The sequence below is a fragment of the Lysinibacillus sp. FJAT-14222 genome, assembly GCF_001278875.1.
GTDB lineage: Bacteria > Bacillota > Bacilli > Bacillales_A > Planococcaceae > Lysinibacillus > Lysinibacillus agricola.
The window spans coordinates 88861-115793 of record NZ_LIYL01000029.1 but is presented as its reverse complement, the minus strand read 5'-3'; the positions used below and the strand labels follow the sequence as shown (position 1 = coordinate 115793).

28 protein-coding genes and 1 pseudogene are annotated in these 26933 nt (G+C 35.9%); 3 read left to right on the top strand and 26 right to left on the bottom strand.

Annotated elements, in window-relative coordinates:
* Nucleotides 1-222: 222 nt before the first annotated feature.
* From AN161_RS14190 to AN161_RS14130, 13 genes are all read right to left on the bottom strand, one after another.
* Nucleotides 223-1326, bottom strand: coding sequence for a C45 family peptidase (locus AN161_RS14190; protein ID WP_053595014.1), 1104 nt, complete (start codon nucleotides 1324-1326; stop codon nucleotides 223-225).
* Between the two features lie 87 nt (nucleotides 1327-1413).
* Complete coding sequence (locus tag AN161_RS14185; RefSeq protein WP_075807252.1) at nucleotides 1414-2262, bottom strand: MerR family transcriptional regulator; 849 nt, start codon at nucleotides 2260-2262, stop codon at nucleotides 1414-1416.
* A gap of 695 nt (nucleotides 2263-2957) precedes the next feature.
* Entirely contained in the window at nucleotides 2958-3278 is a 321-nt protein-coding gene (locus AN161_RS14180; protein ID WP_053595013.1) for a DUF1648 domain-containing protein, read from the bottom strand.
* Between the two features lie 169 nt (nucleotides 3279-3447).
* Nucleotides 3448-5004 (bottom strand): hypothetical protein, encoded by a 1557-nt coding sequence (locus AN161_RS14175; protein WP_053595012.1) that lies wholly within the window; start codon nucleotides 5002-5004, stop codon nucleotides 3448-3450.
* Nucleotides 4973-5710, bottom strand: coding sequence for an ABC transporter ATP-binding protein (locus AN161_RS14170; protein ID WP_053595020.1), 738 nt, complete (start codon nucleotides 5708-5710; stop codon nucleotides 4973-4975). The genes AN161_RS14175 and AN161_RS14170 overlap by 32 nt, the downstream gene beginning before the upstream one ends.
* Nucleotides 5711-6061: 351 nt before the next feature.
* On the bottom strand, nucleotides 6062-7354 hold the full coding sequence (locus AN161_RS14165) for an alpha/beta fold hydrolase (protein ID WP_075807251.1): 1293 nt from the start codon (nucleotides 7352-7354) through the stop codon (nucleotides 6062-6064).
* Between the two features lie 13 nt (nucleotides 7355-7367).
* The gene (locus AN161_RS14160; protein WP_053595011.1) at nucleotides 7368-8447 is read right to left on the bottom strand and encodes a DUF1648 domain-containing protein; all 1080 of its coding nucleotides are present in this window, start codon (nucleotides 8445-8447) and stop codon (nucleotides 7368-7370) included.
* A gap of 7 nt (nucleotides 8448-8454) precedes the next feature.
* Nucleotides 8455-8832 carry a GntR family transcriptional regulator gene (locus AN161_RS14155; protein WP_053595010.1) on the bottom strand — a complete coding sequence of 126 codons (378 nt, stop codon included), beginning with the start codon at nucleotides 8830-8832 and terminating at the stop codon, nucleotides 8455-8457.
* Nucleotides 8833-9306: 474 nt separating this feature from the next.
* A complete protein-coding gene (locus AN161_RS14150) occupies nucleotides 9307-9684 on the bottom strand; it encodes a carboxymuconolactone decarboxylase family protein (protein WP_053595009.1) in 378 nt (125 codons plus the stop codon).
* 211 nt (nucleotides 9685-9895) lie between these two features.
* On the bottom strand, nucleotides 9896-11269 hold the full coding sequence (gene argH / locus AN161_RS14145; RefSeq protein WP_053595008.1) for an argininosuccinate lyase: 1374 nt from the start codon (nucleotides 11267-11269) through the stop codon (nucleotides 9896-9898).
* A 79-nt stretch (nucleotides 11270-11348) separates the two neighbouring features.
* Nucleotides 11349-12542: an argininosuccinate synthase gene (locus AN161_RS14140; RefSeq protein WP_053595007.1), complete on the bottom strand. Its 1194-nt coding sequence runs from the start codon at nucleotides 12540-12542 to the stop codon at nucleotides 11349-11351.
* Nucleotides 12543-13332: 790 nt separating this feature from the next.
* Nucleotides 13333-14088, bottom strand: a complete 756-nt coding sequence (locus AN161_RS14135; RefSeq protein WP_053595006.1) for an SDR family NAD(P)-dependent oxidoreductase — start codon at nucleotides 14086-14088, stop codon at nucleotides 13333-13335.
* An 8-nt stretch (nucleotides 14089-14096) separates the two neighbouring features.
* Nucleotides 14097-15044, bottom strand: coding sequence for an MBL fold metallo-hydrolase (locus tag AN161_RS14130; RefSeq protein WP_053595005.1), 948 nt, complete (start codon nucleotides 15042-15044; stop codon nucleotides 14097-14099).
* 294 nt (nucleotides 15045-15338) lie between these two features.
* Here AN161_RS14130 and AN161_RS29690 point away from each other — a divergent pair, with 294 nt between their 5' ends.
* From AN161_RS29690 to namA, 3 genes are all read left to right on the top strand, one after another.
* Nucleotides 15339-15506: a hypothetical protein gene (locus tag AN161_RS29690; protein ID WP_158003030.1), complete on the top strand. Its 168-nt coding sequence runs from the start codon at nucleotides 15339-15341 to the stop codon at nucleotides 15504-15506.
* Nucleotides 15507-16175: 669 nt separating this feature from the next.
* A complete protein-coding gene (gene proC / locus AN161_RS14125) occupies nucleotides 16176-16982 on the top strand; it encodes a pyrroline-5-carboxylate reductase (protein ID WP_053595004.1) in 807 nt (268 codons plus the stop codon).
* Between the two features lie 42 nt (nucleotides 16983-17024).
* Nucleotides 17025-18038, top strand: coding sequence for an NADPH dehydrogenase NamA (namA, locus tag AN161_RS14120; RefSeq protein ID WP_053595003.1), 1014 nt, complete (start codon nucleotides 17025-17027; stop codon nucleotides 18036-18038).
* 100 nt (nucleotides 18039-18138) lie between these two features.
* Here the strand turns inward: namA and AN161_RS31055 are convergent.
* The 13 genes and pseudogenes from AN161_RS31055 to AN161_RS14060 form a co-directional block, all read right to left on the bottom strand.
* Nucleotides 18139-18222 (bottom strand): annotated as a pseudogene (locus AN161_RS31055) (IS3 family transposase); the annotation flags it as partial.
* Nucleotides 18223-18459: 237 nt separating this feature from the next.
* Complete coding sequence (locus AN161_RS14115) at nucleotides 18460-18846, bottom strand: DUF3997 domain-containing protein (RefSeq protein WP_053595002.1); 387 nt, start codon at nucleotides 18844-18846, stop codon at nucleotides 18460-18462.
* A 213-nt stretch (nucleotides 18847-19059) separates the two neighbouring features.
* Entirely contained in the window at nucleotides 19060-19830 is a 771-nt protein-coding gene (locus tag AN161_RS14110; protein WP_053595001.1) for a hypothetical protein, read from the bottom strand.
* 995 nt (nucleotides 19831-20825) lie between these two features.
* Entirely contained in the window at nucleotides 20826-21104 is a 279-nt protein-coding gene (locus AN161_RS14105; RefSeq protein ID WP_075807250.1) for a DUF1450 domain-containing protein, read from the bottom strand.
* A 350-nt stretch (nucleotides 21105-21454) separates the two neighbouring features.
* Nucleotides 21455-21874, bottom strand: a complete 420-nt coding sequence (locus AN161_RS14100) for an SMI1/KNR4 family protein (RefSeq protein ID WP_053595000.1) — start codon at nucleotides 21872-21874, stop codon at nucleotides 21455-21457.
* A 163-nt stretch (nucleotides 21875-22037) separates the two neighbouring features.
* Nucleotides 22038-22238, bottom strand: a complete 201-nt coding sequence (locus tag AN161_RS14095; RefSeq protein ID WP_053594999.1) for an Imm51 family immunity protein — start codon at nucleotides 22236-22238, stop codon at nucleotides 22038-22040.
* 315 nt (nucleotides 22239-22553) lie between these two features.
* Nucleotides 22554-23012 (bottom strand): hypothetical protein, encoded by a 459-nt coding sequence (locus AN161_RS14090; protein WP_053594998.1) that lies wholly within the window; start codon nucleotides 23010-23012, stop codon nucleotides 22554-22556.
* A 216-nt stretch (nucleotides 23013-23228) separates the two neighbouring features.
* On the bottom strand, nucleotides 23229-23537 hold the full coding sequence (locus AN161_RS14085; protein WP_053594997.1) for a hypothetical protein: 309 nt from the start codon (nucleotides 23535-23537) through the stop codon (nucleotides 23229-23231).
* Nucleotides 23538-23781: 244 nt separating this feature from the next.
* Nucleotides 23782-24123 (bottom strand): hypothetical protein, encoded by a 342-nt coding sequence (locus tag AN161_RS14080; protein ID WP_053594996.1) that lies wholly within the window; start codon nucleotides 24121-24123, stop codon nucleotides 23782-23784.
* A 313-nt stretch (nucleotides 24124-24436) separates the two neighbouring features.
* The gene (locus AN161_RS14075) at nucleotides 24437-24928 is read right to left on the bottom strand and encodes a hypothetical protein (protein ID WP_143114805.1); all 492 of its coding nucleotides are present in this window, start codon (nucleotides 24926-24928) and stop codon (nucleotides 24437-24439) included.
* Between the two features lie 165 nt (nucleotides 24929-25093).
* Nucleotides 25094-25345, bottom strand: a complete 252-nt coding sequence (locus AN161_RS14070) for a hypothetical protein (protein ID WP_053594994.1) — start codon at nucleotides 25343-25345, stop codon at nucleotides 25094-25096.
* Nucleotides 25346-25501: 156 nt separating this feature from the next.
* The gene (locus AN161_RS14065; protein ID WP_277815948.1) at nucleotides 25502-25807 is read right to left on the bottom strand and encodes a DUF6241 domain-containing protein; all 306 of its coding nucleotides are present in this window, start codon (nucleotides 25805-25807) and stop codon (nucleotides 25502-25504) included.
* 229 nt (nucleotides 25808-26036) lie between these two features.
* Nucleotides 26037-26921, bottom strand: a complete 885-nt coding sequence (locus AN161_RS14060) for a HAMP domain-containing sensor histidine kinase (RefSeq protein ID WP_053594992.1) — start codon at nucleotides 26919-26921, stop codon at nucleotides 26037-26039.
* Nucleotides 26922-26933 lie beyond the last annotated feature (12 nt).

Genomic DNA, 26933 nt, shown 5'->3' with positions numbered 1-26933 from the left:
TACCAACTTTTTAAAAGGAATACACATTTTTCTTAAGTTGACAGCTATGGGCTCGGCGCTCGCCCGCGGAAAGCGAGCGGAATGCTTCGGAAAACAACAGTAGAGTCACAGTGCCAAATGAAAAAAGCGAGGTATTCAACGATTAAATCGTTGAATACCTCGCAATGTGAGAAGATATGGACTTTTTCAGTGCCCTCCACCGTGGAAAGGTCTTTTTGTTAGTTAGGATTTTATTATTTTCCAAAATTCTGTTCCATAGTTTTTATTAGTACATTCAACGGGTATTTGTGTTTCTGCAAAGTCATCGCCAACCTCTATCTTGTTTACCTGATTTTGTAATGGTGAGCCAAATGAAAATTCTAGTTGCAAATCAGTAAGGTTAAACAAAATTGAATGCACTGTTCCAAAGCTTTCTTTGTAATTATGAACGGATAATCCTTTAGGAAACTCTGTTAAAAGAAGTTCTTGGATTTCATGCATAGATCTTTTTCCACTTTCCTTAAATTTCCTCTCTAAAATATCATATCTTAATTGAGAATGTTCGAGCTTCCTTGGCTCTATTTCTTGTATTGCCGAAAATAGTCCATGATTAGTTGCAATAAGATAATCTAGTTCAGCACGTTTAACTTCTTTTATTCCGTCATATGTCCCAATCAAAGCTGCGTCTCCACTTGCATCAGCTAAAAGTAAATTCATATTTGTTCCTACCGGCATATTGTTAACCATATAAATAGCCTCTTCTACATTTTTACAATTTTCTAATAGAGCTCTTACGATAACCATAAACTGTAAGCCAGTCACTGCCGGTGGTCTCATGCCAGGATATTTACCAATTGGCATACCACACGATGCATATGCAACACATAGCCCCTTCTCATTCAAGCCTTCACTTCGACCGAATGTGGAAACAGAAAATCCTGTATGAGTATATTTTCCTTCGACTGCTGTGGTACATAAGCGCATATCTGAAATATCAGGTGATAAATCATAATTTCTTACGACATATGTTTTACCATCAGCCATTTTTCCAGGCAAAATCGCTCCTAAACTACATCCCCCAGGAATTAACCACGCATTTTGATAAAAATTTAGTTGGTTGGGCTCATAGCCAAAGCCTTCCGCAAAGCCCGCTAATTCTTTATTTAACCCTGGGCAATATTGCTCTATTTGTGCTGTCATATCAAAATAAGCTTTGTCAGAAGTGATATTATCCGTAAAGAATAGTGATTTTGCAATTGGATTTTTTTGCAATTCTCGCGCTTGTTGTATGCCAATCTCGTACGAACCACCTTTAAGAAATGCAAACTGCCCTGTATTTGTTTTCATTGATATACTCCATTCCATATAGTACTTGCAAGACATTTCTACCCTTGCTAAATACAGAATAAAGTCTCCATCTACTGGAGAGTTTAGCTAGTTTCTTACTTTCACAAATACTTTTGTCAAAAAATCATTTGGATGTAGCTCAATATTTGGTCTAATATTAATTGGATTTACTACGTCAGATGGGATTAGCCCCTTTATGTATTGCTCCATAAACAGTCCTTCTACATGAAGGGATTGTTCAGTTAGCCATTTCTGCAAGCGACTATAGCCAAAATTCAACTCTGAATACGGTCCATTTATATTTATACAAGCATACTTGCCTTCAGGTATTATTTTAATATACTCCCCCAGTTGAGTTGCTTTTACCGGTAACAGTAGTTCAACATCCGCTATATTTTTCTCCCTGTCCTGTTGATGAAAAATTGCAGTAAGCTTACCTTCTATCTCTAATTGATATGCATAGATTCGTTCAAATAATTTTTGTACTAGCCTATCCATTTCAATAATATTGATCTTTTCACGAATGGCAAGCACCTGTATTTTTGGTCGTTCTTCTATGTAACAACTTGATAATGTTGGCTTTGGATTAAATGTCTCAGCGTTCCTTAGAGAATTTTTCACTTGGACAATATTATGAATTTGTTGAGCAATCATTTCTTGTTGGTGCTCTAATTCCTGAACTTTTTTATGTAATCTTAGCTCTAAATCTTGCCGATCATTTTTTCCTTTCACAATCTGTTCGATCTCTTTTAATGAAAAATGACAATTTTTTAGCACCCGAATCATATTTAGTTCTTTCATTTTATCGTAATCAAAATAACGATAACCGGTCACTTCATCTATAAAGGATGGTTCGAGTAATCCAATATCGCTATAGTAACGAATAGTCTTTACAGGAACATTACACAGGTTCGAAAATTTTCCTATGCTATACAAAAGAACACCTTCTTTTTAATTTAGTTAATTTCGATTCATCGTGCTTTTTCATTCATATTGAATGAATTAAAATAAACCTCTCTTTGCTTAGTTATTGTACGTTAAAGTTGTAATAATTGTTTCACTATAATGCACTTCACCATAAGGCATCCATTAAATTGAATTGCTCTACGTCTCAACAATCTGCTTTCGCTCTAATCAACGTATTGACAAATAACAGCGACAGCTTGCCCAAATACATAAGGTGAAAAGATGCCTAAAAACCAAAAGAGTATGCTCATCATTTTTTGATTTGAGCATACTTCTTTAGGTTAAATACTAATTTGTTTCGTATGTGCATTACCTTGTTTCCATGGGTATTGCCCTCTGCTCGCGGATTTCCTTGCTTTCGAGGGTATTTGCCCTGCTTCCGCGGGTATTTCCGTGGGTATTGCCCTCTGCTCGCGGGATTTACCTTTCGCGGGTATTTACTTTCCTTCTATGTAATTGCTAATCTAAAGTAGTCAATTATTGCTCAACAAGATTGAACACTTTTTGCCAGAATCAAACTTATAAGAATCCAACTACATCTCCTTCTTTGACAGAAAACGATTTATTATCCAGTACCTTTTTTCAGCAAAATGTTGTGTGAGGTTCTTTACTTCTAGTACATTCATTCGTTTTCTTCCTTCTTTATTCACCAATTATTTTTAACATTACATATTCCAATTTGATAAGATTGTATAAACCATAAATCCACCTACTATTAAGTTCCCAATAATTATAAATGGTAAGTTTCCTTTTAATTTAGTATTTTCCTTTTTCCCTACTACACCTAGCGCAGTAATCCCTATAAAAAAGGACAATGCAGGATATATAAAGATAAAATACTTACTACCGTTCAAATTGGGACCGGCCATGTTGAAGGTAATAGGAATCTCATCCGATATATTTTGTACACCAATAATTGAAAACACAAAAAACAAGGCACAAAATATCCAAGGAATTATACGTACTGACTTTTTAGATTTATTCATAATAATCTCCATTCTCTCCCGTGTCCGCTTCACGACACAAACAGTAATGAAAACGAGTGAGCGGAACACTTTATTTTTTTAATAGATTTTTCAATTAATTGCGATCTTTATTTAGCTTACTTTTTTCAGTAATATTTATTAATTTCGTTTTCACACTACTCTTCCCAAATTAAATAGGCTCACCATTTATTGTTTTAGCATATAACTTGCTAGTTACGATGCCCAAGCATAAAATAATAACAACATCATATATGCCTACTATCGAACCTGACCATAGTACTTTTGGAACTGCTGCAATGAGTACCAGAATCGCTGCACCGAAAAACCCCAATACACTTGATACACTCCTCTTTACTACTTGGAGTTCTGATTGCCAACTATAATTTACAAATCTTAAATTAATAGCAACTCCGTATATTGCTGAAAATACTGCAAATGCACATGGAAGAAGTACTAATATGATGGAATCAAATATTGTTGCTCCAAACACTCTTCCGATTATTATTCCGTTTATAATCGTAAGAGGTATTGTAAGCGTAAGATTAACAAGTATCTTACTCTTTACAACCAATTCTTTCGACAATGGTAAAGTTTTGATTATCCAAATATTTTTACCTTCAAGTGAAAAAGACACGCTACTTGTATTTGATAGACATACCAACAATGACATTATATACGGTATTATAGTCGCTACTGTATTAATATTATCTATCGGCATATTTTCCATCACTTTTGTGATTGACCTCATTAAAGAAATCGTAAAAATAACCATCATGATCATTCCGAATCCTGTGTTTATTAAGTACGTTGTGGACGAAAATAGTCGCTTGATTTCTTTCACATATAATGCTTTTAATTTACTTGATCTTTTTAATGTTTTTACTTCATATTTTTTGTTACTACTCTTTGATCGAATTTTAGTATTTAGTCCTTTGTATACAAACGAAAGACCAATAATGAAAATCACTGTTACCACTAATGAAACTGCTATATATATAAGAAAATCTCCCACTTTTCCTGTTACCAGTATTTTATTATACAAATAAAACATTGGATACACTTGGTTAGCTTGATTCAATACATTTGTTAATATCAATTTCATATCGCTTTGATCTAATTTATAACCACCACTCATTGTTAGTGCTAATACTATAAATAAAATAATATAGCTAATTGAAGAAACCGCACGAGAATATTTTGCTCTCGATGAAATTTCTAAAACTAATATACTAACAATTGACGCTACAATTGATGGTACTAATGCAACTGTAAGTATTCCAATCAGCATCTTTATCCAAAAAACTCCGCTTACTGTTCCTGTAAAGAAATATACTGCTCCCATTAGAAGCATGATTATTAAAGATACTACCGTATTCAAGAAATAAATATATAAGAATCTACTTACAACTATTATTGATGTTTTAATAGGAAGTGACATTAATGTCTCATAATCTCTTTTTCCAAAAAACTCATCACTAGCACTAAAAAATGCTATAAACAATGATAAAAGAGTACTCAATAAAAATGAAAATGCAAGTATGTGTTCTCTCATATTATTTTCATTCAGCATATATCCAAGACTTGTAAAATACGCTAGCGCGAAAACAGACGCAAGAAATACACCAACAATAGCTATTTTATCACCAAAGCTGGCTTTACCTTTTAGGGTATTAAGTCTCACCAGTGAAACAATCCTAATTTTTAGAAGAATCGATAAATGCCTCATCTTTTAACTCCTTCATAAAGAACTCTTCCAATGTTTGATTTTGTATTATTTCATCCATCGTACCACTATAAACTAGCTTTCCACGATTAATCATAGCCACCTTATTACAAAGCTTTTCTGCAACATCTAAGACATGTGTTGAAAAAAATATTGCATTCCCTTTAGCAGTCATTTTCTTCATTATCTCTTTTAAAACAACTACTGCTTTTGGATCAAGACCTACAAATGGCTCGTCCAGAATCAAAAGCTTTGGTTCATGAATAATAGCCCCAGTTATTGCTAGCTTTTGCTTCATTCCGTGAGAATAAGAGGATATTAGATTTCCAAGACTTTCTGTTATTCCAAACATTCCAGCATGTTCTTTTATTCTCTTTACTCGAACATCTTCCGGTACTCCGAAAATATCTGCTACAAAATTCAAATACTGGATTCCTGTCAAATGTTCATATAATTCGGGACTATCAGGAATATAAGCAAATTTCGATTTGCATTCAAGAGGCTCTTTCTTAATAGAATGCCCATCAATGTAGATGTCGCCTTCCTCAAAATCTAGGATTCCTACTACTGATTTGATTGTTGTACTTTTCCCCGCTCCATTATGACCTATAAATCCAAAAACATCGCCATTTTCAACAGATAAACTTATGTTATCGACAGCTTTTTTCCCATCTTTATACACCTTTGAAAATTTTTTTATATCTAGGATTCCCATTCTTTCATCTCCTTATCTTATTATTACCGGTCGATTACCTACAACCTCGCTAATGACCTTCGTAAAGCTTTCATGGAGATCATCACAAGTAAATGAAAAAAGTGGTTATCATCAAATGTTTGAAGTTTAAATCCATTCACTATATTCTGGATTAATTATCTCATTGCTAAGCATCATTCTTTCAGAAATCTTTTCAACACTCTTTCTACGCTTTTTCGTTATATTCTCTTTCTCACTAGCGGGCATAGTATTAGCCCGCTAATAAAAATGCACCTTTTCCTTGAGATAGAACTATCGCAAAGATTGGAATCATAATGATAAAACAAACAATGGCATTCACCATACCTAGTCTCTATTTTCATTCATAATAAATTGCTGGATGGCTGGCAACAATTCTTTATGAAGTGGTAATGTTGGGTCTGAATACGTCGCAAAATTTTTCGCGCGATCTGCTGGAGCATTTTTTAACACATGATTCATTCCTTCCATATATATCAGTTCGGCATCTGGTTTACCTTTCTTTAACGCCTCCGCATCAGTTGCAACTACTTGTAAATCGGTTGTTCCTTGAAGAATTAAAACTCGGCTATTCACTTTTGCTAACTCACTTGCAGGGTTATATTTTAACCATGAAATCATATACGGTTGAATGGAAGAACGGAAGAGTGATTGTAACTCTGGAGAAACGTTCTTCACTAGCTCGCCTTTTTTCAAGGATGCAAGAGCATCTGTTGATTCTTTTAGAAGGGCTGGTGTTAACTGAACTTTTAATTGCTCTAACAGAACATTATCTATTGGTCTTCCAGTACCTGCTATGGAAACAAAGGACTCTACATGTGCTTTTTGTGCTGCTAGCAAACCGATCAGTGAGCCTTCGCTATGGCCAATAATATGAACACTTGAAAATTCTTTTTCGGCTAACAGGGCATTAATTACTTGAACTGCATCATCTACGTATTGGTCAAAAGTTATATCTTCTTCCTTTGTTAAAAGGGATTGATTATCGCCAATTCCACGTTTATCATAGCGGACAGATGCAATACCATCTTTCGCTAACCCCTCCGCTATCATTTTTAAGCTATTATTTTTACCAGCTAAGGCTGAATTTCCATCCTTATCAGTTGGACCAGAGCCTGCTATAATGAGTGCGACTGGGGATGGCTCGTTGCTAGCCTTTTGAAGAGCCGCTGTTAACTCACCATTTTGAACGGGAATCTTTAACGGTTCATACGTAACTGGTTGTTCTGGCTGTTCTTTGAATGGCTTTAAGACAAGTGGGAATTTGCCACCATTTTGTTGGAATGTTGCTTCAATTTGCCCATCTTTTAATGTGCCATTAATTTCAACTGCAGAGCCATTTAAGTTGATGGAAACATTTACTTGGTCACCAATATATGTAATGCTTTTAAATGGATGATCCCCTTGCGCAGGTACTGATAATTTCCCGTTATCTTTTTGCAAATCAACGATAATTGGAAATGCTCCATTTGGTGTTTCAATATTCCCTTCCCATTTTCCGATTAGTTGTTCATTCATTTTATTGTCCCCTTTCGTCTCTTTCCCTTTTGTATTGTCTTCCTTCTGAGCGCAAGCTACTAATAATAAGAGTGCACAACATAAAAACAATAGTTTTTTCATAAAATCTCTCCTTCTATATGAAGATGACTAATAAGATTGGCAAAAATATGACAAGTAAAATGATATAGCTCCATTTATTCGCCATATTCACAGTCCAACCAACACCGTATTTCTTTTCCACTAATAGTGAAGGATCATTTTTATTAATGTAAATCATACCCCATTTCCAGTATCGATCATCGGCTGCAGCTGTTTCGTTTGTATGTAAATCATCAAAGCGCTCATTACTTTTACTTAACTTCCAAATGAAGAGGATCAGTCCCCCTAAAGAAACAATCATAATACTGGTAAAAAGAGGGAAGAAATAAGGAGCTGTTTGATTTTTTAAAATTACTGTCGTGTAATGTAAAACAACAAAAAGAATAGTCATACTATAATTAATCGCCGCAAAGTACCAGCTGCTATATTTACGCTGTGTAAGCTCTCTATTGACCGAGGCTGCTTTTGCCTGTGCGCTCAATTGTATTTTGGCATTTTTCATTCCAAAACTCATGATGAAAAGGCTAATTTGTGTCCCTAGTAAAATAAGTGGCATTACTATTACTGAGATCCATGTTTTTTCAGTCCAACCGTCTACCTCACCTGCTGCATTCCAATGGGTAGCAAATACATCTGGGATGGCATTGTAATTCATATAGGTAAAGGTAATTAACGCTAATGTGACAATGATCGGTAATGCGAAAAATGTAGGTGATAGTACTTCATCTCTATCACGTATAGATAGATCCGTCACATAAACAGTTTTGACATGTGCTTCCCAATTTTCTTGTTTTTTTAGTTTTTTGATTTTTATATGATAAGACATATAAAGAGCAGCTGATATGAGTAGCATGACAAATAGCAAGATAAAAGATAATAAAACAAATTTCTCTTCTTTAATGGAAGTAAATAGTAGTAAAATTTGGCCTAAAAGAAATGCAGCTGCTATGCTCCCTACCAGCATGCTATAATGCTTTTTAAATATTTGTAATTGCTCATGTTGCACATAGGGCTCAGGAATTGAAACACCAAATACTGTTGTTTTTCTAGCCAAAAATGGTGTTAATGTTTCCAGTACGCCTCCAAAGATGAAGATGCTTATTATAAAAAGCATATTTCCCCTACTTCCATTGTTTTAAAATTCGATGAAACAAACTTGTCATCTGATCTTTTTCGAGACCACGTGCAAATGCCTCTGCCATAATCGGTTTTAATGCATTTTCTACTATTTCTACTTCCGTCTCTTCTAGTTCTTTTTTTTGACCACCGATAATGATAGCCTTCGCTTTCGGCTTTAATTCGATTAAACCTTTTTCTTCAAGTTCATGATAGCTCTTACTTACCGTGCTGACATTAATACCTAAATCCGAAGCCATTGAACGAACTGAAGGTAATGTATCACCATTTTTTAGCTCTCCCTTAGCAATTAACTCAATTAACTGATTCACTAACTGTTTATAGAGCTGTAATTCACTGCTTGGATCTAAATGAATATGCATCTTATCTCTCCTATCTGTATCGCTTATCACCAAACAGAAATCTGTTATACATAGAGTAATACAGTTTTTTAATAAAGTCAAATTTTGTATTAAGTGGGGTTTTTCTTTTAGTTTTCATCAATCGGGCTTTTACGGGCAGTTAATGCGAGATAAAAAAAGGACCCAGAAAAATTCTGGATCCAAGAACACTTATTTCTATTTGATTTTATCTGTATCGGTTTTTGCTTCTTCTTAAGATACAGCAAAACAGAATAACCTCTGCCCACCGATTCCTTAAGTTTTTTAGAAGCTCACCCTATACAGTTGTGGCGGACTTTCCTGAGATTCCTGGTCTTTCGGTGCTTGACTACTCATTCTACATCCTCCTAATCATATTAGATTAATAAGTGTTTACTCCCTTAATATGAACCGTTTAACTAATATATATTCATGTTTTATTATTTGTTTTGATTTTGCCTTAAAAGCGTAATTTTTTTAAGCCTCTTCTTTAAAAACTTGTTGCGCAATGGTTAGCGCATTTTGCACACGTGGAAAACCTATGTACGGCACTAATTGTAATAGTGCTTCCACAATTTCTGTCTGTGTTAATCCTGCATATAAACCACGTTTAATATGTGTTTTTGTTTGTGGAGCAGCGCCTTGAGAAACTACCGCTGTAATAACAACAAGCGCACGGCTTTTTGCATCTAGCCCTGGTCGTGAATAAACATCACCATAGGCAAATTCGATAATCATTTTGCGTAAATCAGGTGCCACGTCAGCAAGTGCATCTGCTTCAATCATTCGTGCTGCTTCCTCCTCAGTGACATACTGTTTAACTGTTTCTAACCCCTTTGTAAAACGATCATTCATTGCGAATACCTCCATTGTTATTTCTTTATACAAAAACCCCAATTCCGCGTCTCCAGAATTGGGGATTGTCCTTCACCTATGTAAGGGTCTCTTTTTCGTTTCACCCTCTGGCTCTAACGAAAAAGGAAAATAGGTTTTCATAGTGCCTCACTGGACAGCTTTAATGAATATCTATGCAAAAGTCACAAGGACATGCACGCTAAGGTAATGGTTAAACAAGGCAAGCTTTTGCTTTTTCGATTTGGATTTTTACTTGATCAAATCCTGTACCACCTAAAGAATGACGACGACGAACGGCTGCTTCAGGTGCTAAAACATCGTAAATATCCGCTTCGATAAGCTCACTTTCTTGTTTCATGTCTTCAAGCGGTAAATCTAATAAATAGATGCCCTTTTGAATACATGTGAATACAAGTTTTCCTGTCACTTCATGTGCTTCACGGAAAGGCATACCTTTTGTTGCAAGATAATCTGCAAGCTCCGTTGCATTTGAGAAGTCAGAGTGTACTGCCTGGTGCAAACGCTCTGTATTAACAGTCATCGTACGAATCATACCTTCAAAGATTTTTAGTGAACCAAGAATTGTATGGACTGTATCAAACATACCTTCTTTATCTTCCTGCATATCTTTGTTGTATGTTAACGGTGTTCCTTTTAGAACGGTTAATAAACCCATTAAGTTACCGTACACACGTCCCGATTTTCCACGGATTAACTCCGCCATATCAGGATTTTTCTTTTGTGGCATAATGGAAGAACCTGTTGAGAAGGCATCATCCAACTCGATAAATTTAAATTCATCTGTCGACCACAATATAATTTCCTCTGCAAAACGAGATAAATGTGCCATTAATAGTGACGAATTGCTTAAAAATTCAACGATAAAATCACGATCACTTACTGCATCCATTGAGTTTGCATAAACCTCACTGAAGCCTAGAAGCTCAGCTGATTTTAATCGGTCGATTGGGAATGTTGTACCAGCCATGGCACCTGCGCCTAAAGGTAAAATATCAATACGCTTAAGCGATTCCGTGAAGCGTTGTTTATCACGCTCTAACATCCAGAAATAGGCCATTATGTGATGTGCAAATGAGATTGGTTGTGCACGTTGTAAATGCGTATAGCCTGGAGCGATTGTTTCTACATGCTCCTCAGCCTTTTCTAGCAAAGTCTTTTGGAATGTCTCCATTAAACCGATTGCTTCTTTCACGCGCTTTTTCAAGAAAATATGCATATCCGTTGCTACTTGGTCATTTCGGCTACGGCCTGTGTGAAGCTTACCACCTACAGGCCCAATTAAATCAATGAGCATTTTTTCCAGATTTAAGTGAATATCTTCATTAGCAACTGTAAATTCAAGCTCCCCTGCGATTGCCTTTTCTTGTAATTGTGCTAGACCACCAAGAATGGCCTCTACGTCAGCGGCTGGTAAAATCCCTGTTGCGCCGAGCATCGTAACATGTGCTACGCTACCTTCTAGATCTTCTAGAACAAGCTGTTGGTCAAAGCCAATCGATGCGCCGAACTCGTCCACCCATGCTTCTGCTGATTTTTGGAAACGTCCGCCCCAAAGTTTTGTCATAACAGCTCACCTTTTCCTTCATTTCTTTTTGAAAAGGTGCAGCTCAGCGCAATGCTTCACTACACCTTGCTCGTCGAATTTATTTTTTATTTACTGAAGAATTAACCACTGTTGGCAGACCCCATAATTCGATGAAGCCTACTGCTGAAGCATGGTTGAATTGGTCTTCTTTAGAATATGTTGCTAGCTTTTCACTATATAGTGAGTTTGGAGATTTACGTCCTTCCACAATCGCATGACCTTTGTAAAGCTTCACGCGTACAGTACCGTTCACAAATTTTTGTGATTCAGCAAGGAATGCTTCCAATGCATCACGTAGTGGAGAGAACCATAAACCATCATAAATTAATTCAGATAGTTTTTTCTCAATGACTGGCTTGAAGTGTGCTAACTCCTTTACAAGTGTTAAGTCTTCAAGCTCTTTATGAGCCGTTAATAGCACTTTTGCTCCTGGGATTTCATATACTTCACGGGATTTAATACCAACTAAACGGTTTTCTACGTGATCGATACGGCCAACACCGTGTGCACCAGCTACTGCATTTAGTTCTTGGATTAAATCAGCAAGCTTCATTTCTTTACCATTTAAAGATACTGGCTTACCAGCTACAAATTCAATTTCTACGTATTCCGCTTCATTTGGAGCGTTTTCCACAGAAATTGTTAAACCGTAAGCTTCTTCTGGTGGAGATACCCATGGATCTTCCATTACACCCGCTTCATTTGCACGGCCCCATAAGTTTTGGTCAATAGAGAATGGAGAATCTAAAGTTGCAGGGATCGGAACATTATGTTTCATTGCATATTCGATTTCCTCATCACGGCTCCAGCCCCACTCACGTACAGGTGCTAATACCTCTAAATCTGGATTTAAAGCTTTGATTGAAACTTCGAAACGAACTTGGTCATTACCTTTACCTGTGCAACCATGAGCTACTGCGTCAGCATCTACTTGGTTAGCAATTTCCACTAATTTTTTAGAAATTAACGGACGAGAAAGTGCCGATACTAATGGATATTTTTGTTCATACCAAGTATGTGCTTGTAATGAAATTAATGCATATTCTTCAGCAAATTCGTCCTTCGCATCTACCATATATGATTCAATTGCTCCTACTTGAAGAGCTTTATTTTTTATGAATTCAAGATCCTTACCTTCACCAACATCAAGGCAAACTGCGATAACGTCCCAACCTTGTTCTTTTAACCACGGAATTGCTACTGAAGTATCAAGACCGCCTGAGTATGCTAATACTACTTTTTTGTTTGCCATAAAAAATGCGCCTCCAATTAATCTATAAGATATGTATGTTTATACATCCATTTAAAAGTTTATACACGAATAGTATCATGTTATAAAAATAAAAACAAGTGTATTTTTATAAATTAATAGACTTTTATGTTTATTGTAAAAAGTGTGTCACTCCAATACTTTAAGCCTTTGTACAAACTATGAATATATTTACTCGGAAAAACGATTTTTTACTCGCAACATGAATGTATATAATATAGATTTCGGGAAAGTAAACGGTTCTTCGGCAAAACGAGGTATTGATTTCCGTTTCGGATGTGCGCTTTCTTTGGGCGGCGGAGCAACAAATGTTTTCTGTGCGAAAACTAGCGCTAACTTAGCGGCAGCGGCAGGTTGTTTTTTGCGCGAATGGACACCCTTGCACTTAGCTAGTGGTTCGCATATCCTAAATGCCACAGCGAACTTTCATCACTTAGTTGACGGAGCCCGGCATACAAAAAAGAGCTGTCTCAGCGCAAGAGACAACTCGCTAAAGCTCCTTTCGTTCGTTTTAATACTTTGANTCGTTTTATAGGAATACTTTGAAGATTTATCGAAACAAAATCGCTCTTTATCGAAACTATTTGAGCTTTTATCGAAACAAAATCTCATTTTATCGAAACTTTTTGGGCTTTTATCGAAAAACAAGCTCTTTCTATCAAAGAAATCAATCACACGTTTTGGTGTAGAGCCATAAAAAAACTGTATACACACTCAATTCTTACTTAAGTATGTTTACAGTTTGATTAATATTATTTTATTGAGTTTTTTGTTACTTCTTATTGAAAAATGATTTGCCTAAAAATTCAACGGTTGTAGGTGCGATTGCATACAGCTTGCTTGTTAACCCCATGATCCATGGTAAATTAACCTCTCGGACAGGGCGCTCGATTGTTTTTACAGTAGCTTGTGCCACTTCTTCAGCGGTTAATAAAAATCTCCCTAAAGACTCTCGATAACCACTTTCATCACTCGCCTTATCTAAAAATGGTGTATCGATTGGACCTGGATGTATTGCAGTGACTTTAACGTTATAAGGAGCCAATTCCATGCGAAGCCCATTCGTAAAGCCGACAATCGCATGCTTTGTAGCAGCATAAACACTAGCCTTTGGTGTCGCTACCTTTCCTGCCTGTGAGCCGATGAAGATTAGCTGACCTTGCTGACGTTGTATCATAGGCGCTGCTAAACGTTTTGCTAAATACATCGGTACACTGACATTTAACTCAACCATTTGTCTAATAGCTTCATCTGATAAGTTAGGTACAATGCCAAATTTACCTACCCCAGCAGATAAAATAGCTACATCAAGAGGCGGGAGCTGTGCACATACTTCATCTATTGTAGCTAAATTAGTTAAATCTGCTTGGATCACGTTGGCGCCTACGCGTTCTAATGCTTTTAATGCCACTGTATTGCGTCCTGTTGCATAAACCGTATGACCTTGTGCTACTAATATTTCTGTAATTTTCAGTCCAACACCACTTGTTGCACCTGTCACGAAGATAGTCTTTTTATTAACACTCATGTTTCAACCTACTTCCTTTGAAATAAACAGATACCTTCTTCCGTTTTTGTAGATGTAATCAAATTGTTGGCCTCTAAGTAATCTAAATAACCGAGCGTTTTGGACAGCGTCAGACCAAGCTGACGTTGAAAAATTGCTGGGTAAAAGCGTTTCGTTACTTGTACAGCAGTTAATGATTCGTCATCAAATAATTCGTAAACCTTCAAAGATTGCTGATGTTGACGTTCTAGTCGTTTATCGATTAATTGAGGAATATCCTCTAATTCTGCACCATGTCCTGTATGCATCATTTTTACGGGTAATCGACGTAAAATTTCTAGCGATTCATTATATTGCAGTAACGATTTAGTACGTCCTAATGTACGGTCCAATGGTGGTTCAATTAATGGGTTGGGCGTTATTTTTTCAAGCAATAAATCTCCACCGATTACATGATGCGTTTTTTCATCCCAGAAGATTAGATGGCTTTGTGCGTGACCTAATGTTTCAATAGCCTTTAATCCAGGATGTCCTGGCACCTCATCACCATCATAAAGAATTTGTGTTAATGGTCGCTCACCTACAAGCTCTATTTCACGACGTACATGTACACTTGTTTGGATATATTCTTGTGGAACTCCGTGCTCAAATAAGCTCTCACTGTAAAATTGCTCGTGATAACGTAAAAAATCCTCGTCATGACGAAGCCATTTATCGTTATAGGCATGCCCTAAAATTTCTGCATGCGGAAAGGCATCCACCCAACCTGCATGGTCTGGATGATGATGGGTTAACACAACCTGTTCAATATCTCTCATTTCAAAGCCTGCCGCTCGAATACCCCATTTTAGCGCATCATAGGCTTCCATTGTTTTTGGACCAACATCAAAAATTGTTAATGCATCGCCTTTGACAACAAATGCATTTACATCTCCCACTTCATAGGGTGTTGGTATTTCTATTTTGTATATAGACAAAAGCTGTTTCCCCCTTTTATGCAACTAGTGAATACCGATTCATTCTATTTTACAAGTTTTTCTTCTTTTCGTCACCCTCCTGTTGACAGGTTGACGTATTATCAATATAATTTTGAATAATCTAATTATTTTTTGTGCGTTGATGAAGCCAAGTACGTAATTGGTGAAGGTGTATTAGAGAGTGTTACATTTGCTGAAAGTAACATCACCCGCTCCCACTACCGAACCTACTTCTGAGCAGTTATGAAAACATAACCGTTTCCCTTGCGATAAAAGGGCTATGAGTTGTGCCAATTGGCAAACAAAGGTGGTACCGCGGAAACAAGCGTTTTCGTCCTTCATTATAAGGACGAAAGCGCTTTTTTATCTTCATTCAGCAAATGTTTTGGTAGCGAAAGCGAAGCGACAGCTACAAATGTTTTGGTAGCGAAAGCGAAGCGACAGCTACAAATGTTTTGGTAGCGAAAGCGAAGCGACAGCTACAAATGTTTTGGTAGCGAAAGCGAAGCGACAGCTACAAATGTTTTGGTAGCGAAAGCGAAGCGACAGCTACAAATGTTTTGGTAGCGAAAGCGAAGCGACAGCTACAAATGTTTTGGTAGCGAAAGCGAAGCGACAGCTACAAATGTTTTGGTAGCGAAAGCGAAGCGACAGCTACAAATGTTTTGGTAGCGAAAGCGAAGCGACAGCTACAAATGTTTTGGTAGCGAAAGCGAAGCGACAGCTACAAATGTTTTGGTAGCGAAAGCGAAGCGACAGCTACAAATGTTTTGGTAGCGAAAGCGAAGCGACAGCTACAAATGTTTTGGTAGCGAAAGCGAAGCGACAGCTACAAATGTTTTGGTAGCGAAAGCGAAGCGACAGCTACAAATGTTTTGGTAGCGAAAGCGAAGCGACAGCTACAAATGTTTTGGTAGCGAAAGCGAAGCGACAGCTACAAATGTTTTGGTAGCGAAAGCGAAGCGACAGCTACAAATGTTTTGGTAGCGAAAGCGAAGCGGCAGCTGAATGAAGATAAAGCCTCCGGCGGATGTCACGGATTTTCAAAGGAATGAATTGTGCTAGCACAATTCAAAATCCGGACGCAATTACGCCAAGGCGAAATTGATTTTGAGAACTGGAGGTTTTATTATGAAAAAAATACTATTTATAGGTGCAGGCTCTATGGCAGAGGCATTGATTCAGGGCTGGATTAAAGAAAAAGTATTTACAGCGCAAGAAATTTACGTCACCAATCGTTCAGACAAAGAACGCTTACAATTTTTACACGACACATATGGTGTTAATTGCAATTTTGATCACGATACTTATCAACAGGCTGATTTAATCATTTTAGCGATGAAGCCTAAGGATGCCATTTCAGCTATGCATGAGTTAAAGCCTAAAATCACAGGGCAATCAGCCATCCTCTCTATTTTAGCTGGGATTGCTATTAATACTATTACAGAACATTTAGGCGCTCGTCCAGTCGCACGTGTCATGCCTAACACTTCCGCCACTATTGGTATGTCTGCAAGTGGGATTGCATTTAATGACAAAGTGACAACCGAACAGCGCTCAATTTTCTTACAGCTATTAGAAGCGGTTGGTTCAGTTATTGAGGTAGATGAGGATCAATTACATGCTGTAACGGCTCTTTCAGGAAGTGGCCCAGCTTATATTTATTATTTAATGGAGGCATTTGAACGGGTTGGTACAAAGGTGGGCCTCTCGAAGGATACAGTACGACTATTAATGACGCAAACACTTGCTGGTACTGCTGAAATGCTGAAGCAATCTGTTGACGATCCTGATGTATTGCGCCGAAAAGTAACAAGTCCAGGCGGCACAACGGAAGCTGGCATTAAGGCTCTTGAACAATATCAGTTTAATGAAGCCATTGAAGCATGTATTAAAGAAGCTGAAGCTCGATCTCGTTCACTTGCAAATAGTAAATAACATGTGCAAAATGAAGTATATCACTAGGAATTAGGGGGCTTTATGTTGACTAAATTATTCGAACCTTATCAATTACAAACTATCTCTTTAAAAAATCGTGTTGTGATGGCACCGATGTGTATGTACTCGGCACAGGATGATGGGCTTGTTACACCATTCCACCAAGTACATTATGCAACGCGGGCTTCTGGTCAAGTTGGTTTAATCATTGTCGAAGCTACTGGTGTTGTACCAGAGGGTCGTATTTCTAGTAACGATCTTGGTATTTGGAATGACGCTCATATTGAAGGTTTAAGTCAATTAGTGCAAGGAATGAAGGCATACGGAGCAAAAACCGGCATACAGCTTGCACACGCTGGACGTAAAGCAACTGTAGAGGGAGAAATATTTGCGCCATCAGCCATTGCATTTAGCGATGCTTATAAAACGCCTATTGAGATGACTTTAGAAGATATTGAATATGTTGTAGAAGCATTTAAACTAGCGGCTGTTCGTGCTGCTAAAGCAGGCTTTGATGTTCTTGAAATTCATGGTGCACATGGCTATTTAATTAGTGAATTTTTATCACCAGCAACGAATAAACGCAATGACCAATACGGTGGCTCCGAGGAAAATCGTTATCGACTATTACGTCAAGTCATCGATGCTATTCGTAGTGTTTGGGAAGGCCCTTTACTTGTGCGTGTTTCTGCTGAAGACTATGCAGAAGATGGTACAACAATGGATGATTTTATCGTCTTCAGTCGTTGGATGAAATCACAAGGTGTCGATTTGGTTGATGTTTCTACAGGAGGTGTCGTGCAAGCAGGGATTAATGTTTTTCCAGGCTACCAAGTGCCTCATGCTGAAGCGATTAAGCATGGTGCTAGTATCCCAACTGGTGCAGTAGGTCTTATTACGACAGCTATTCAAGCTGAGGAAATTTTACAAAATAATCGTGCTGATTTAATTTTCCTAGCCCGTGTTTTACTTCGCGAACCATATTGGCCACTTCATGCTGCCAAGGAATTAGGAGAAGAAGTGAAACCTCCGGTGCAATACGTACGAGGCTGGTAAAAATAATGGTCGGCGGTTTCTTTGAGCTATCGGCATTTCCCCTAGTTCTTCCGGCGTTTGAACTGCCCCCTGTCAAAGTAAAAACGGCTTGAACTCTGTATTCCAAGGGGCTCAAGCCGTTTAATCTTTTTTGGTAACGTTCGTTATTGTAAATCTGGATATAATCACCGATCGCTTGTTGTAACGTTTCAAATGTTTACTAATGTAAATAAATTTTTTTACATTTTACGTTCCCCAAAAGGATCCCGTTGATCCATCACCTATTACGTGACATGCAATGAATCATTTTTGCTTGTTCCAAACCCCGCCTTAGGGAAGTAACTCTACCTTTACCTTCAGTTTTATATCTATAGGAACTCTTCCTCTTGTACAACATAAGATATGTCATAAGCTCCTTCGGATAATCCATCAAATACTTAAATTAATTTATTTTTAATTTTTTAATTGGTGTTAAGGATATTTTTTCAGTTAATCCAAATTTATCTGTTTCATATTCTAATTCTTTTTCCTCAAATGGACCAAAAACTTGATGATTATTTACATCAATTATCCAATATGAAATGTTATTAATAGATGGATTTTCAGGTGGCTCTTCATAACCATTTTCATCAGCAGCTAATACTATTTGCTTAGTAACTATATATTCCTTGTTCCACCAAACGTCTGTCACTTTAGCCGGAACAGACAAATAATTATCGATTGTTTTATCATCTGACTGTACAGGCTCATCCCCGTAAATAGCAATTTGATGAGCTGATATTCGGTCAATTCGATATCCATTTTCTAAATTGATTGTATAATCAGCCATCCCAGCACAGCCAGATCAAATTAAACATAGTAATATTCACATCACTTTTTTTAGCAGAATTTCACACCCCTCTAATGTATATCGAACTTTTAGGTAACGGGGTTCAATTTAAATAGGCGCTACCATTTTTTAAAATACCAAAATCGCGTCTGTTTTAGCAATGAATTTTTTAGTGCCAGAGATTTTATTTTCATGGGAGTTGAACCAAACCCCTCAACTTTCCCGTCTACATTGCATACGGCTTTCTTTTTCAGAGATACCCTTCTGTATAATAACTTTATTTATTTTAACACCATTTTCTGGAGTATCAGTTAACGTGATATGGATTCTATCAAAGGGAGCGCCACCATGATGTGCACTATAATTTAACGCACTTGCATGAACGAGATGTCTTCTTGTATCGCCATGTATTCTTTCAATTTTATCTATTTTGGGACACATGACAAAATCTGAGTAAGTTTTGTCTAGGTAGGAATAATATTTGGTATATAAAGTTTCTTCAAGCAACTCATCTTTTGGTGCCCCAATACTTTCATATTTCCAGCCAACTAAGAGCCAATCATAAAGTTCTAGTGATTTCAATCGAACCTTTTTATTATTTCGGGTATATATAACTTCACCATCTGCTATCGTGCATGTTTTTACTTGGTATTCGGTCACACAATTATATGCAGTTTCAATAACTGCAACGTCCCCGTTTTTCATTTTTATTTTCATTGTCGAGACTACGGGAATTTTATTTAACTCTAACTCAATTACTCCTTCGGAAGGACTTGACGTGTTTATCCAGTTAACAACCTTACTGATGATTGCTTCCTCATACCCATCATTTTCCTTAAATGAACGAGTTCCACCGTATAAACGGTTTACTTGAACAAATAAAATATCCTCTGTTTTTAATTTTGGTTGATTATTTGCATTTACTAATTGCATTGGAGTAAATAATCCAACAATCACCATGACTAGTAGCATTAACTTTCTCAAGAATTGTCGCCACCTCTGGGTGTGAATTTTGTAGTTATTTTCCCCTTATATTAAAAATCAATTCCGCCTTGGCGTAATTGCGTCTGGATTTTGAATTGTGCTAGCACAATTCATTCCTTTGAAAATCCGTGACATCCGCCGGAGGCTTTGGGCCAACGTGATGTTGGTCACTCAGTGTTGCTGTCGCTTCGCTTTCGCACAGATAAATTGCCACAGGACGTGGCGTTCTTAGACTGAGTTCCTCTATTTCAGCATGTGTTTGGACACCTACTGAAAATGAACCACATCCGCATTCATCTCACCACCTGCAGAGGTGGGAGTCTTCTGTAACTGCCGTTTCACTTACGTTACATAAAACATCTGTACCTGTCACTACGCTTTCGGTACAAAAGACATTTGTAGCTGCCGCTTCGCTTTCGCTTACCAAAACATTTGTAGCTGCCGCTTCGCTTTCGCTACCAAAACATTTGTAGCTGCCGCTTCGCTTTCGCTACCAAAACATTTGCTGAATGAAGATATTTCTTAAAGAACTAATATGCAAACCAATCAGATTTCGATACTAACAAGAACTTCATTCAATAGCCTTTCTTGTTGAACTAACCTCCGCCGTTTGTGCAATAAAATATTTAGTCTCATAACTCTAATTTCACAAAAATAATGTGTATGAAAAATAATAATTGATCTATACTATTAAAGATTTCACTTCAAATCCAATGTGACTAGGAGGGTTAACCCGATGAGTACGGTTGATCGATAACTCTGAAGGACCATCAATACTGAATAAAGCTAAAGTATGGTTGTCTTAGGAAAATCTTAAGTTTCCAATACGGAAGCGAGGCAGTGTGTCATGGAGGAAGAAATGTAAGTGGTAATCAAACCCGGAATTTATTCCGGGTTTTTGTTATGGAATATTCTTTTTAAAATATTTCTTAAAAAGATGGTACATTTATATGAGGCCAAATAAAAACAGCTTGTTTAACAAGCTGTTTTTCATTTTAATAAAGAGGATTTTGTTTCAGCTCTTCATCTATTGCTTGTACAAGCACCTCTGCATCATCCGCTGTGACAACTTCTCCATTGACGATGGCGAAAATACCTTGCTCACAAATTTCACAGTGTGATGTACAGCCAGATTCCTCAATTTCAATATCGGATCTTTCAATTAATACATCATAGGCATCCGCTGCACCTAGTGATAAATTTGTGATACAAAACTCTACTCTATTTTTCAACTGCTGCGGCTCTTTCTTTTTCTTAAAAAGAGAAAATACCATTCACTTTACCTCCCTTGAACGTACCCCTACGCTCTCAAACAAACTATGAATAAAAATGCAATACGTAATAAAACAAAAGTATTGCCACACCAAATATCACATTTTTCGGCTTGATTTTGTTTAAAAATCATCTCGTATATACCATATAATAGCATAAGCAAAGTAATCATAAATAAAGAATGCTTCGCGCCATTATAGATCAGTATACTCATAATTGCTAAAACTGTTGAAAAACTAAAGAAACCTTGACCTTCAGCTTTAGGGATAGGGGAGCCTGCGTCAATTTGAATTGAAAAAGCTCTTTACGTTACAAACAACAATGATTTTTTCGCCATTTTTAACCCTTCACACTAATCCCGTTGGAAGTATTCAGGATCTTCGATAATCTTTAATAAAAATTCTTCAAGAGAGTTTGCAATCTTTTTTTCGTTATCATAGACAGCATTTTGTTCCCCATCTGTTAATTCGATTGAAAAAGGCACTGATTCCCATCCAATAAAGAAAATTATTTTATTTTCTACATCGTAGTTAGGGTAAGCATCAAAAAAACCTTGTCTGAATCGAAAATCTCTAATTGATGCCGGGCTTAACACACAATTTTCGTCTAGTTCTTCTTCGCCAACAAAAGACCCATAACCAATCTCCGTCAAAAATAGCTTTAATTCTTTTGGAAAAACAATACCTAGTTCACCTTCCACTTGTTCAACTTCATCGTTTTTTATTGGGGTAAACTGAAGACTAGTATTATCTTTCATAATTGAAAATTTCATTGAGCATTCCTTCTTTCATTCTGCATGTCCAACGTTTTCATATCGTAATCCTTTGATTTGATTATTATTCATTAAATTAATAAAAGAATCTGTTACAAAATAGCTCACTGACATTGTACAATCTCTAATACTCAAGAAAATTTCAAACAATCTAAAAAAAACTTCAATCTAATTCTGCACGAGAAAATAAATCCGTAATAGTAGATTCATCTTCACATGTATTTTTAAATGAAATAGCAAACTTCTCTAATGCTTTTTTATCGAAGGAATAGGCACAAAACATGCTAGCTTCCGAATCAAACTTGACAATACCTTTTAATTCGGGCATTTTTTCGTCAAGAAAGACATCGCCAAGGATTCCCAATCATAACCTCCTTCTTCTAACTCCCCTTTCGTTTCTTCAGATGTTTCTAGAAACCTAATCTTATTACCGTTTTCATTTTTTTAATATCGAATGAGCTAGGTATTTCATGTTTTACAGTCCCCTTTACTGTCAGGCAAGTACTAAGTGTCAGTGTTATTTTCATCGTGTTTCTTCTTCCATGCAGAATTCAATTTAACGTTTCATTTTAAACAAACAAAGATCCGTACTACTAACATTTTTTTCTTGTTCTCTCATTCATTTTTACAACACCTGACATTAAATCCTTTTCGTAAATTATATTTGGTCAAATAACCTTTATTTATCAAGATCTACAGACCAATCAATATCTTCATTAAACCAATTACACAATTTTGTTGAACCATTATCCATTTTCAAAGGGATTTCTCTTGCCCACATTTTAATGTCACTTATGAACATCTCTTTTTCAAGCCCTTCAAAGTTGTGTTTTTCTAACGCCCTGTTTAGAAACTCTAAAAATAGATTTCCTAAATAATACCTTTGTTCTACTTTATACAATTTTTCATATTCTTCTACCGTAACTGCCATATCGATTGTCAGATAGTTATCTTTTTTCGTATATCTAATAAATGATTTTCTTTCATAGGATTCTGGTAAGCATCTAAAGGCTATCCCGATCGAAACATCGACATTCTTATATTTTGAATTTATATTAGATATCAATGCGTTTCTTAATTCACTAGCTAATTCACCAACTCTCGCACCCGCAGTGTCTGAAACTATTGAAAAATCCATACAGCACACCCCTATAAAAGGCAAATTAACATTTTACACATTTGGTAAAAAAATATACTTATCCATAGACTTTTTTCAATTGTTGTTCCACAATGCCTTCAAATATAAATCTCTTTTTCATCTTTTTTGGTCTCTCGAAAAGTTGAAGCTTCACATCTAGTTCCACTTAAAATACATATTTATCTCCATGTCTATTATAAAATTCCACGAAATAAATCATTCAGAAAAAAGCTCTGTAGCCTTTTCCTGTAACTCAATACCGATTCCCTCTAATTCCTCCAAAAACTTATCGTCAAAATACCCTGCTTGAAATGAAAATGCACCATAGATATCAACCATAGCTAATGCTAACTTTTTGGGAACTGTCTCTTTATCTTTATAGTATTGTGTTACTACATCCAGTGCCTCTCTCACTAGATTTAATAAATCAGAATCTAATTCCCTATTCATTCTTAATTTTACCGGTACTGAATTTTCACTTACTAACCCATCATAAATTATAGCTATTGCTTCTTCTGTATCCATAAGTCCGCTCCCCCCTATGAACTCTAATAAAACTTATCTTTTATCTCTAAAGAGTCTATTGTTTCATGTTGTATTTTTCCATATCGAGCATCAAAAAACAAAGGGCAATAAACCCTTTTTAATGGTTCTATTACCCTTTTTAAATTCAATACTTCATATCATTTGAAGAATCAATAAGATCTGTTGCATGTATAGACAGCCTACATTAATTAAAAAAAACTTAACTAACAGAGGCTACTTCAAACTACTTTGCTTGCGCGTTTTGCTCTTTATCATTTAGTTGTTTTATAAATTGCAGCACTTTGTTTATTAATTCATTTAAATCTGAAAAAAAATAGTTTTCATTAATAAAATTTTTAGCATTTTTCAAATCTATAGCTTCTAAATACACTGATTTCTCTTCCCAAAGTGTTAATCTTGCAATAGAATTTTTACTTTCGAAATCTATTTTTAAACAATAATAGTGATTACCATTTGGATGAAGTATATGTTCGATGTTCAATGAACTAGGAGATATTAATGACGACTTACCTACTGTAACAAACCATTCTTCAAAATCTTTTAAAATATTTTCACTTTCCTCCATCCATTTTCTCCTTTTCCAACAACATTTTTCATATCAAGCAGTTCAGGAATCGGTAACCTCTTCTTTATCGACAGTTTTTTCTTTTGGTTCTACAATTTTTGCCCATCCTTCTGTTTTATACTAGAAGTAGGAACATCAAACTCAATATAAAGAGCTCATTTTTCGTCGTTACTATGTGGGGAAGGTTTTCCTATAAAAGCCGATTCAAGGTATCAAAACGGAACTTCTCTATTTTCACTTAAAAAAAGTTAATTTGTATGATTGAAACCATGTGTAATAAAGAGTTTTATATATACATCATAAACTCTATTAATCAAAATAATTGAAAAGGAGATTTTTTTGAAAGTCCCTTTTTAATCTCTTCAATTTCCTCAATAGCTTTTTGCTTCCATTGCTCCTTTAATCTAAAATCTTCGTCATAAAAATTTTCGTTATGAATTTGAGAAATTAAATCTGCTAACTCAAACCACTCTAGTATATTAATTGACATATTCAACATGTTTTCAGGACTAAAATCCTCAAGGTCATGATCATAAAAAAATACTGTAGGCGGTGATTGAATATCATCAAGATCGATTATCCAAAAATCGCCTCTACCAGTTTCTGCGAATATCCAATGGCTTTCTTTAAATTCACTAAAATCTTCGTGGAACTCTTTATTATAATTTTTCGCTTTTTCATAAGATAAAAAAATATGATCTGCCTCGATTTTATTATCGGCAAGTTTCTCATATAAAAATAAACAATCCTTCCTTGAAAACTCACTGATCTTAGGAATTCTATTTCGATGTTCTAAGCAATCCATGATTTCATCAAAATTTCTTTTCTTTATCGTGACACCCACCTCTTTCTAAACAGTGTAAGTTACACACCTGGCTCACGAGACGCTCAATTATTATGTTTCCACAATCCTCAGTATGAAGAGACTTGAATCGCTGAACAAAGCGTTTTCTAGTGGTTTTCAGACACTTCAGTCCCATATCCTTATATGCGGTGAACAGAATCCAATTACAACATCTAATAATTCGAGTAGTATATCTTCAGAAGAATCATCCTTAAGGTCTCCTCTTAAACTTTCTAACACCGCATATGCATCATTTTGCTTACCACCGGCATCTTTATATTCCTTAAGGATTTTATGCAAGTCAAAAAATTCAAAATGATTTATTAAGCCATTCTGAATGTCAGTTTTCAATTTTGCGTTATTATATTCTTTATTCACACTTAATCACTTGCCCTATTTACTTTGTGTCTTAGATAAAGAATTTTGATACTCATTTTATCGGCAGGAAATGTAGTGAGATATTATTTGTTTCTTTTAAATCTTTTCTAAACCAATTAGCAATTATCTCTAATTTCAAGCGCAAAAAAACAGAATTTAACTCTGCTTTTCTATTGGAATACCAAAGACTTGGAATATATAATCTTTCTCTTGTTCTTTTGTAGTAATACCAGTGGCTATACCACCTTCTTTTGTTCCTTGAATAAACCACATATCATTATGGTCTTTATCAACAGATTTAAAATCACCTTGTTTCCAACGATTTAATATATCTAAATATTTATCACTGTGTTCGTATCCATCTTTATTTTCCTCTACCATTTGCAGTAAAGTTTCAATTCTTTCCGGTGTAATCAAAATGGATGATTCTTTCTCATCTGCAATAATCTTTTGATGTGAAATTATTTGTATATGACTAAATCAGAGATACAAGATATCCCTAGTAATGCAAGTCCAATCCAAAATGTATTAGGTGTACATATAATGATGAAATCGCCACCAACATAATCATTACAGAATATACTATAACTACCATAAAAAGTTTTATATTTCCATGGTAATTATAACATTGTTGTAAACGTTATATGTAATAGTAGTAGCCAAGATGCACTAAGCTTCTTGGCTATTACTATTACAAATTCTTTTTTAAGCACACTAAAAACTCAATCATGCCATCTTCTATTTTGGCCGTTGCACTTCCACCTAGTTTTTCTGCAAGCAGCTTGACAATAGATAGCCCTAGACCAGTATTTTTACGTCTGGAATTATCTGTTGTATAAAATCGATCAAAGAGTTGGTTAGGATTTAGTTGAATATTTTCGTCAATCGGATTTTGAAAACAGATATATGCATGTTCTTCTTCTAACCACATCTTGATAGTTACATCACCTTGCGAATGCATGATGCTATTTCGTACTAAGTTTTGCACAATACGTAAAAGCATTTCTTCATCAGAATTAATAATGAGTGGCTCAAATTTAGGCAAGTTGACGGCTATTCCTTTTTGTTCAAATTGTGCAAAGGCACCAGCAATTGCTTCAAAGACGATATTTGATATATTAATACGATTCTTTTTAGGTTTATCTTCATTACTATGCAAATAGGAATATTCAAAAAATGTTGCTAATAATTGCTCCAGTCTTCCAACATGTTTTTGTGCGACTTCAAGCTTTGCAAGCTGCTTTTCTGTTAAGGGTTCTTTTAAAAGCATTTGTTGATAGCCCTTGATCGCAGTTAGCGGCGTACGAAAATCATGAGAAATGTTTGAAATCATTTCCTTATAGTATTTTTCTTCCCGTTTAATATATGACCTTGATTTTTGCGATTCTATTAATATGCGATTTATATTTGCCACGAGTTGATTTACTTCTTTGTTTAATAGCTCTACGCTAATTGGCTGCGTATATTGCTCATGTATACGTTGTGACAATTGTACGTTCATCAATCGTAGTTGCCTTTGTATATAAAAAATATAAAACAGTAATCCTACAATGACTACAATTGCCACGATCCACATTCCCTACATCCC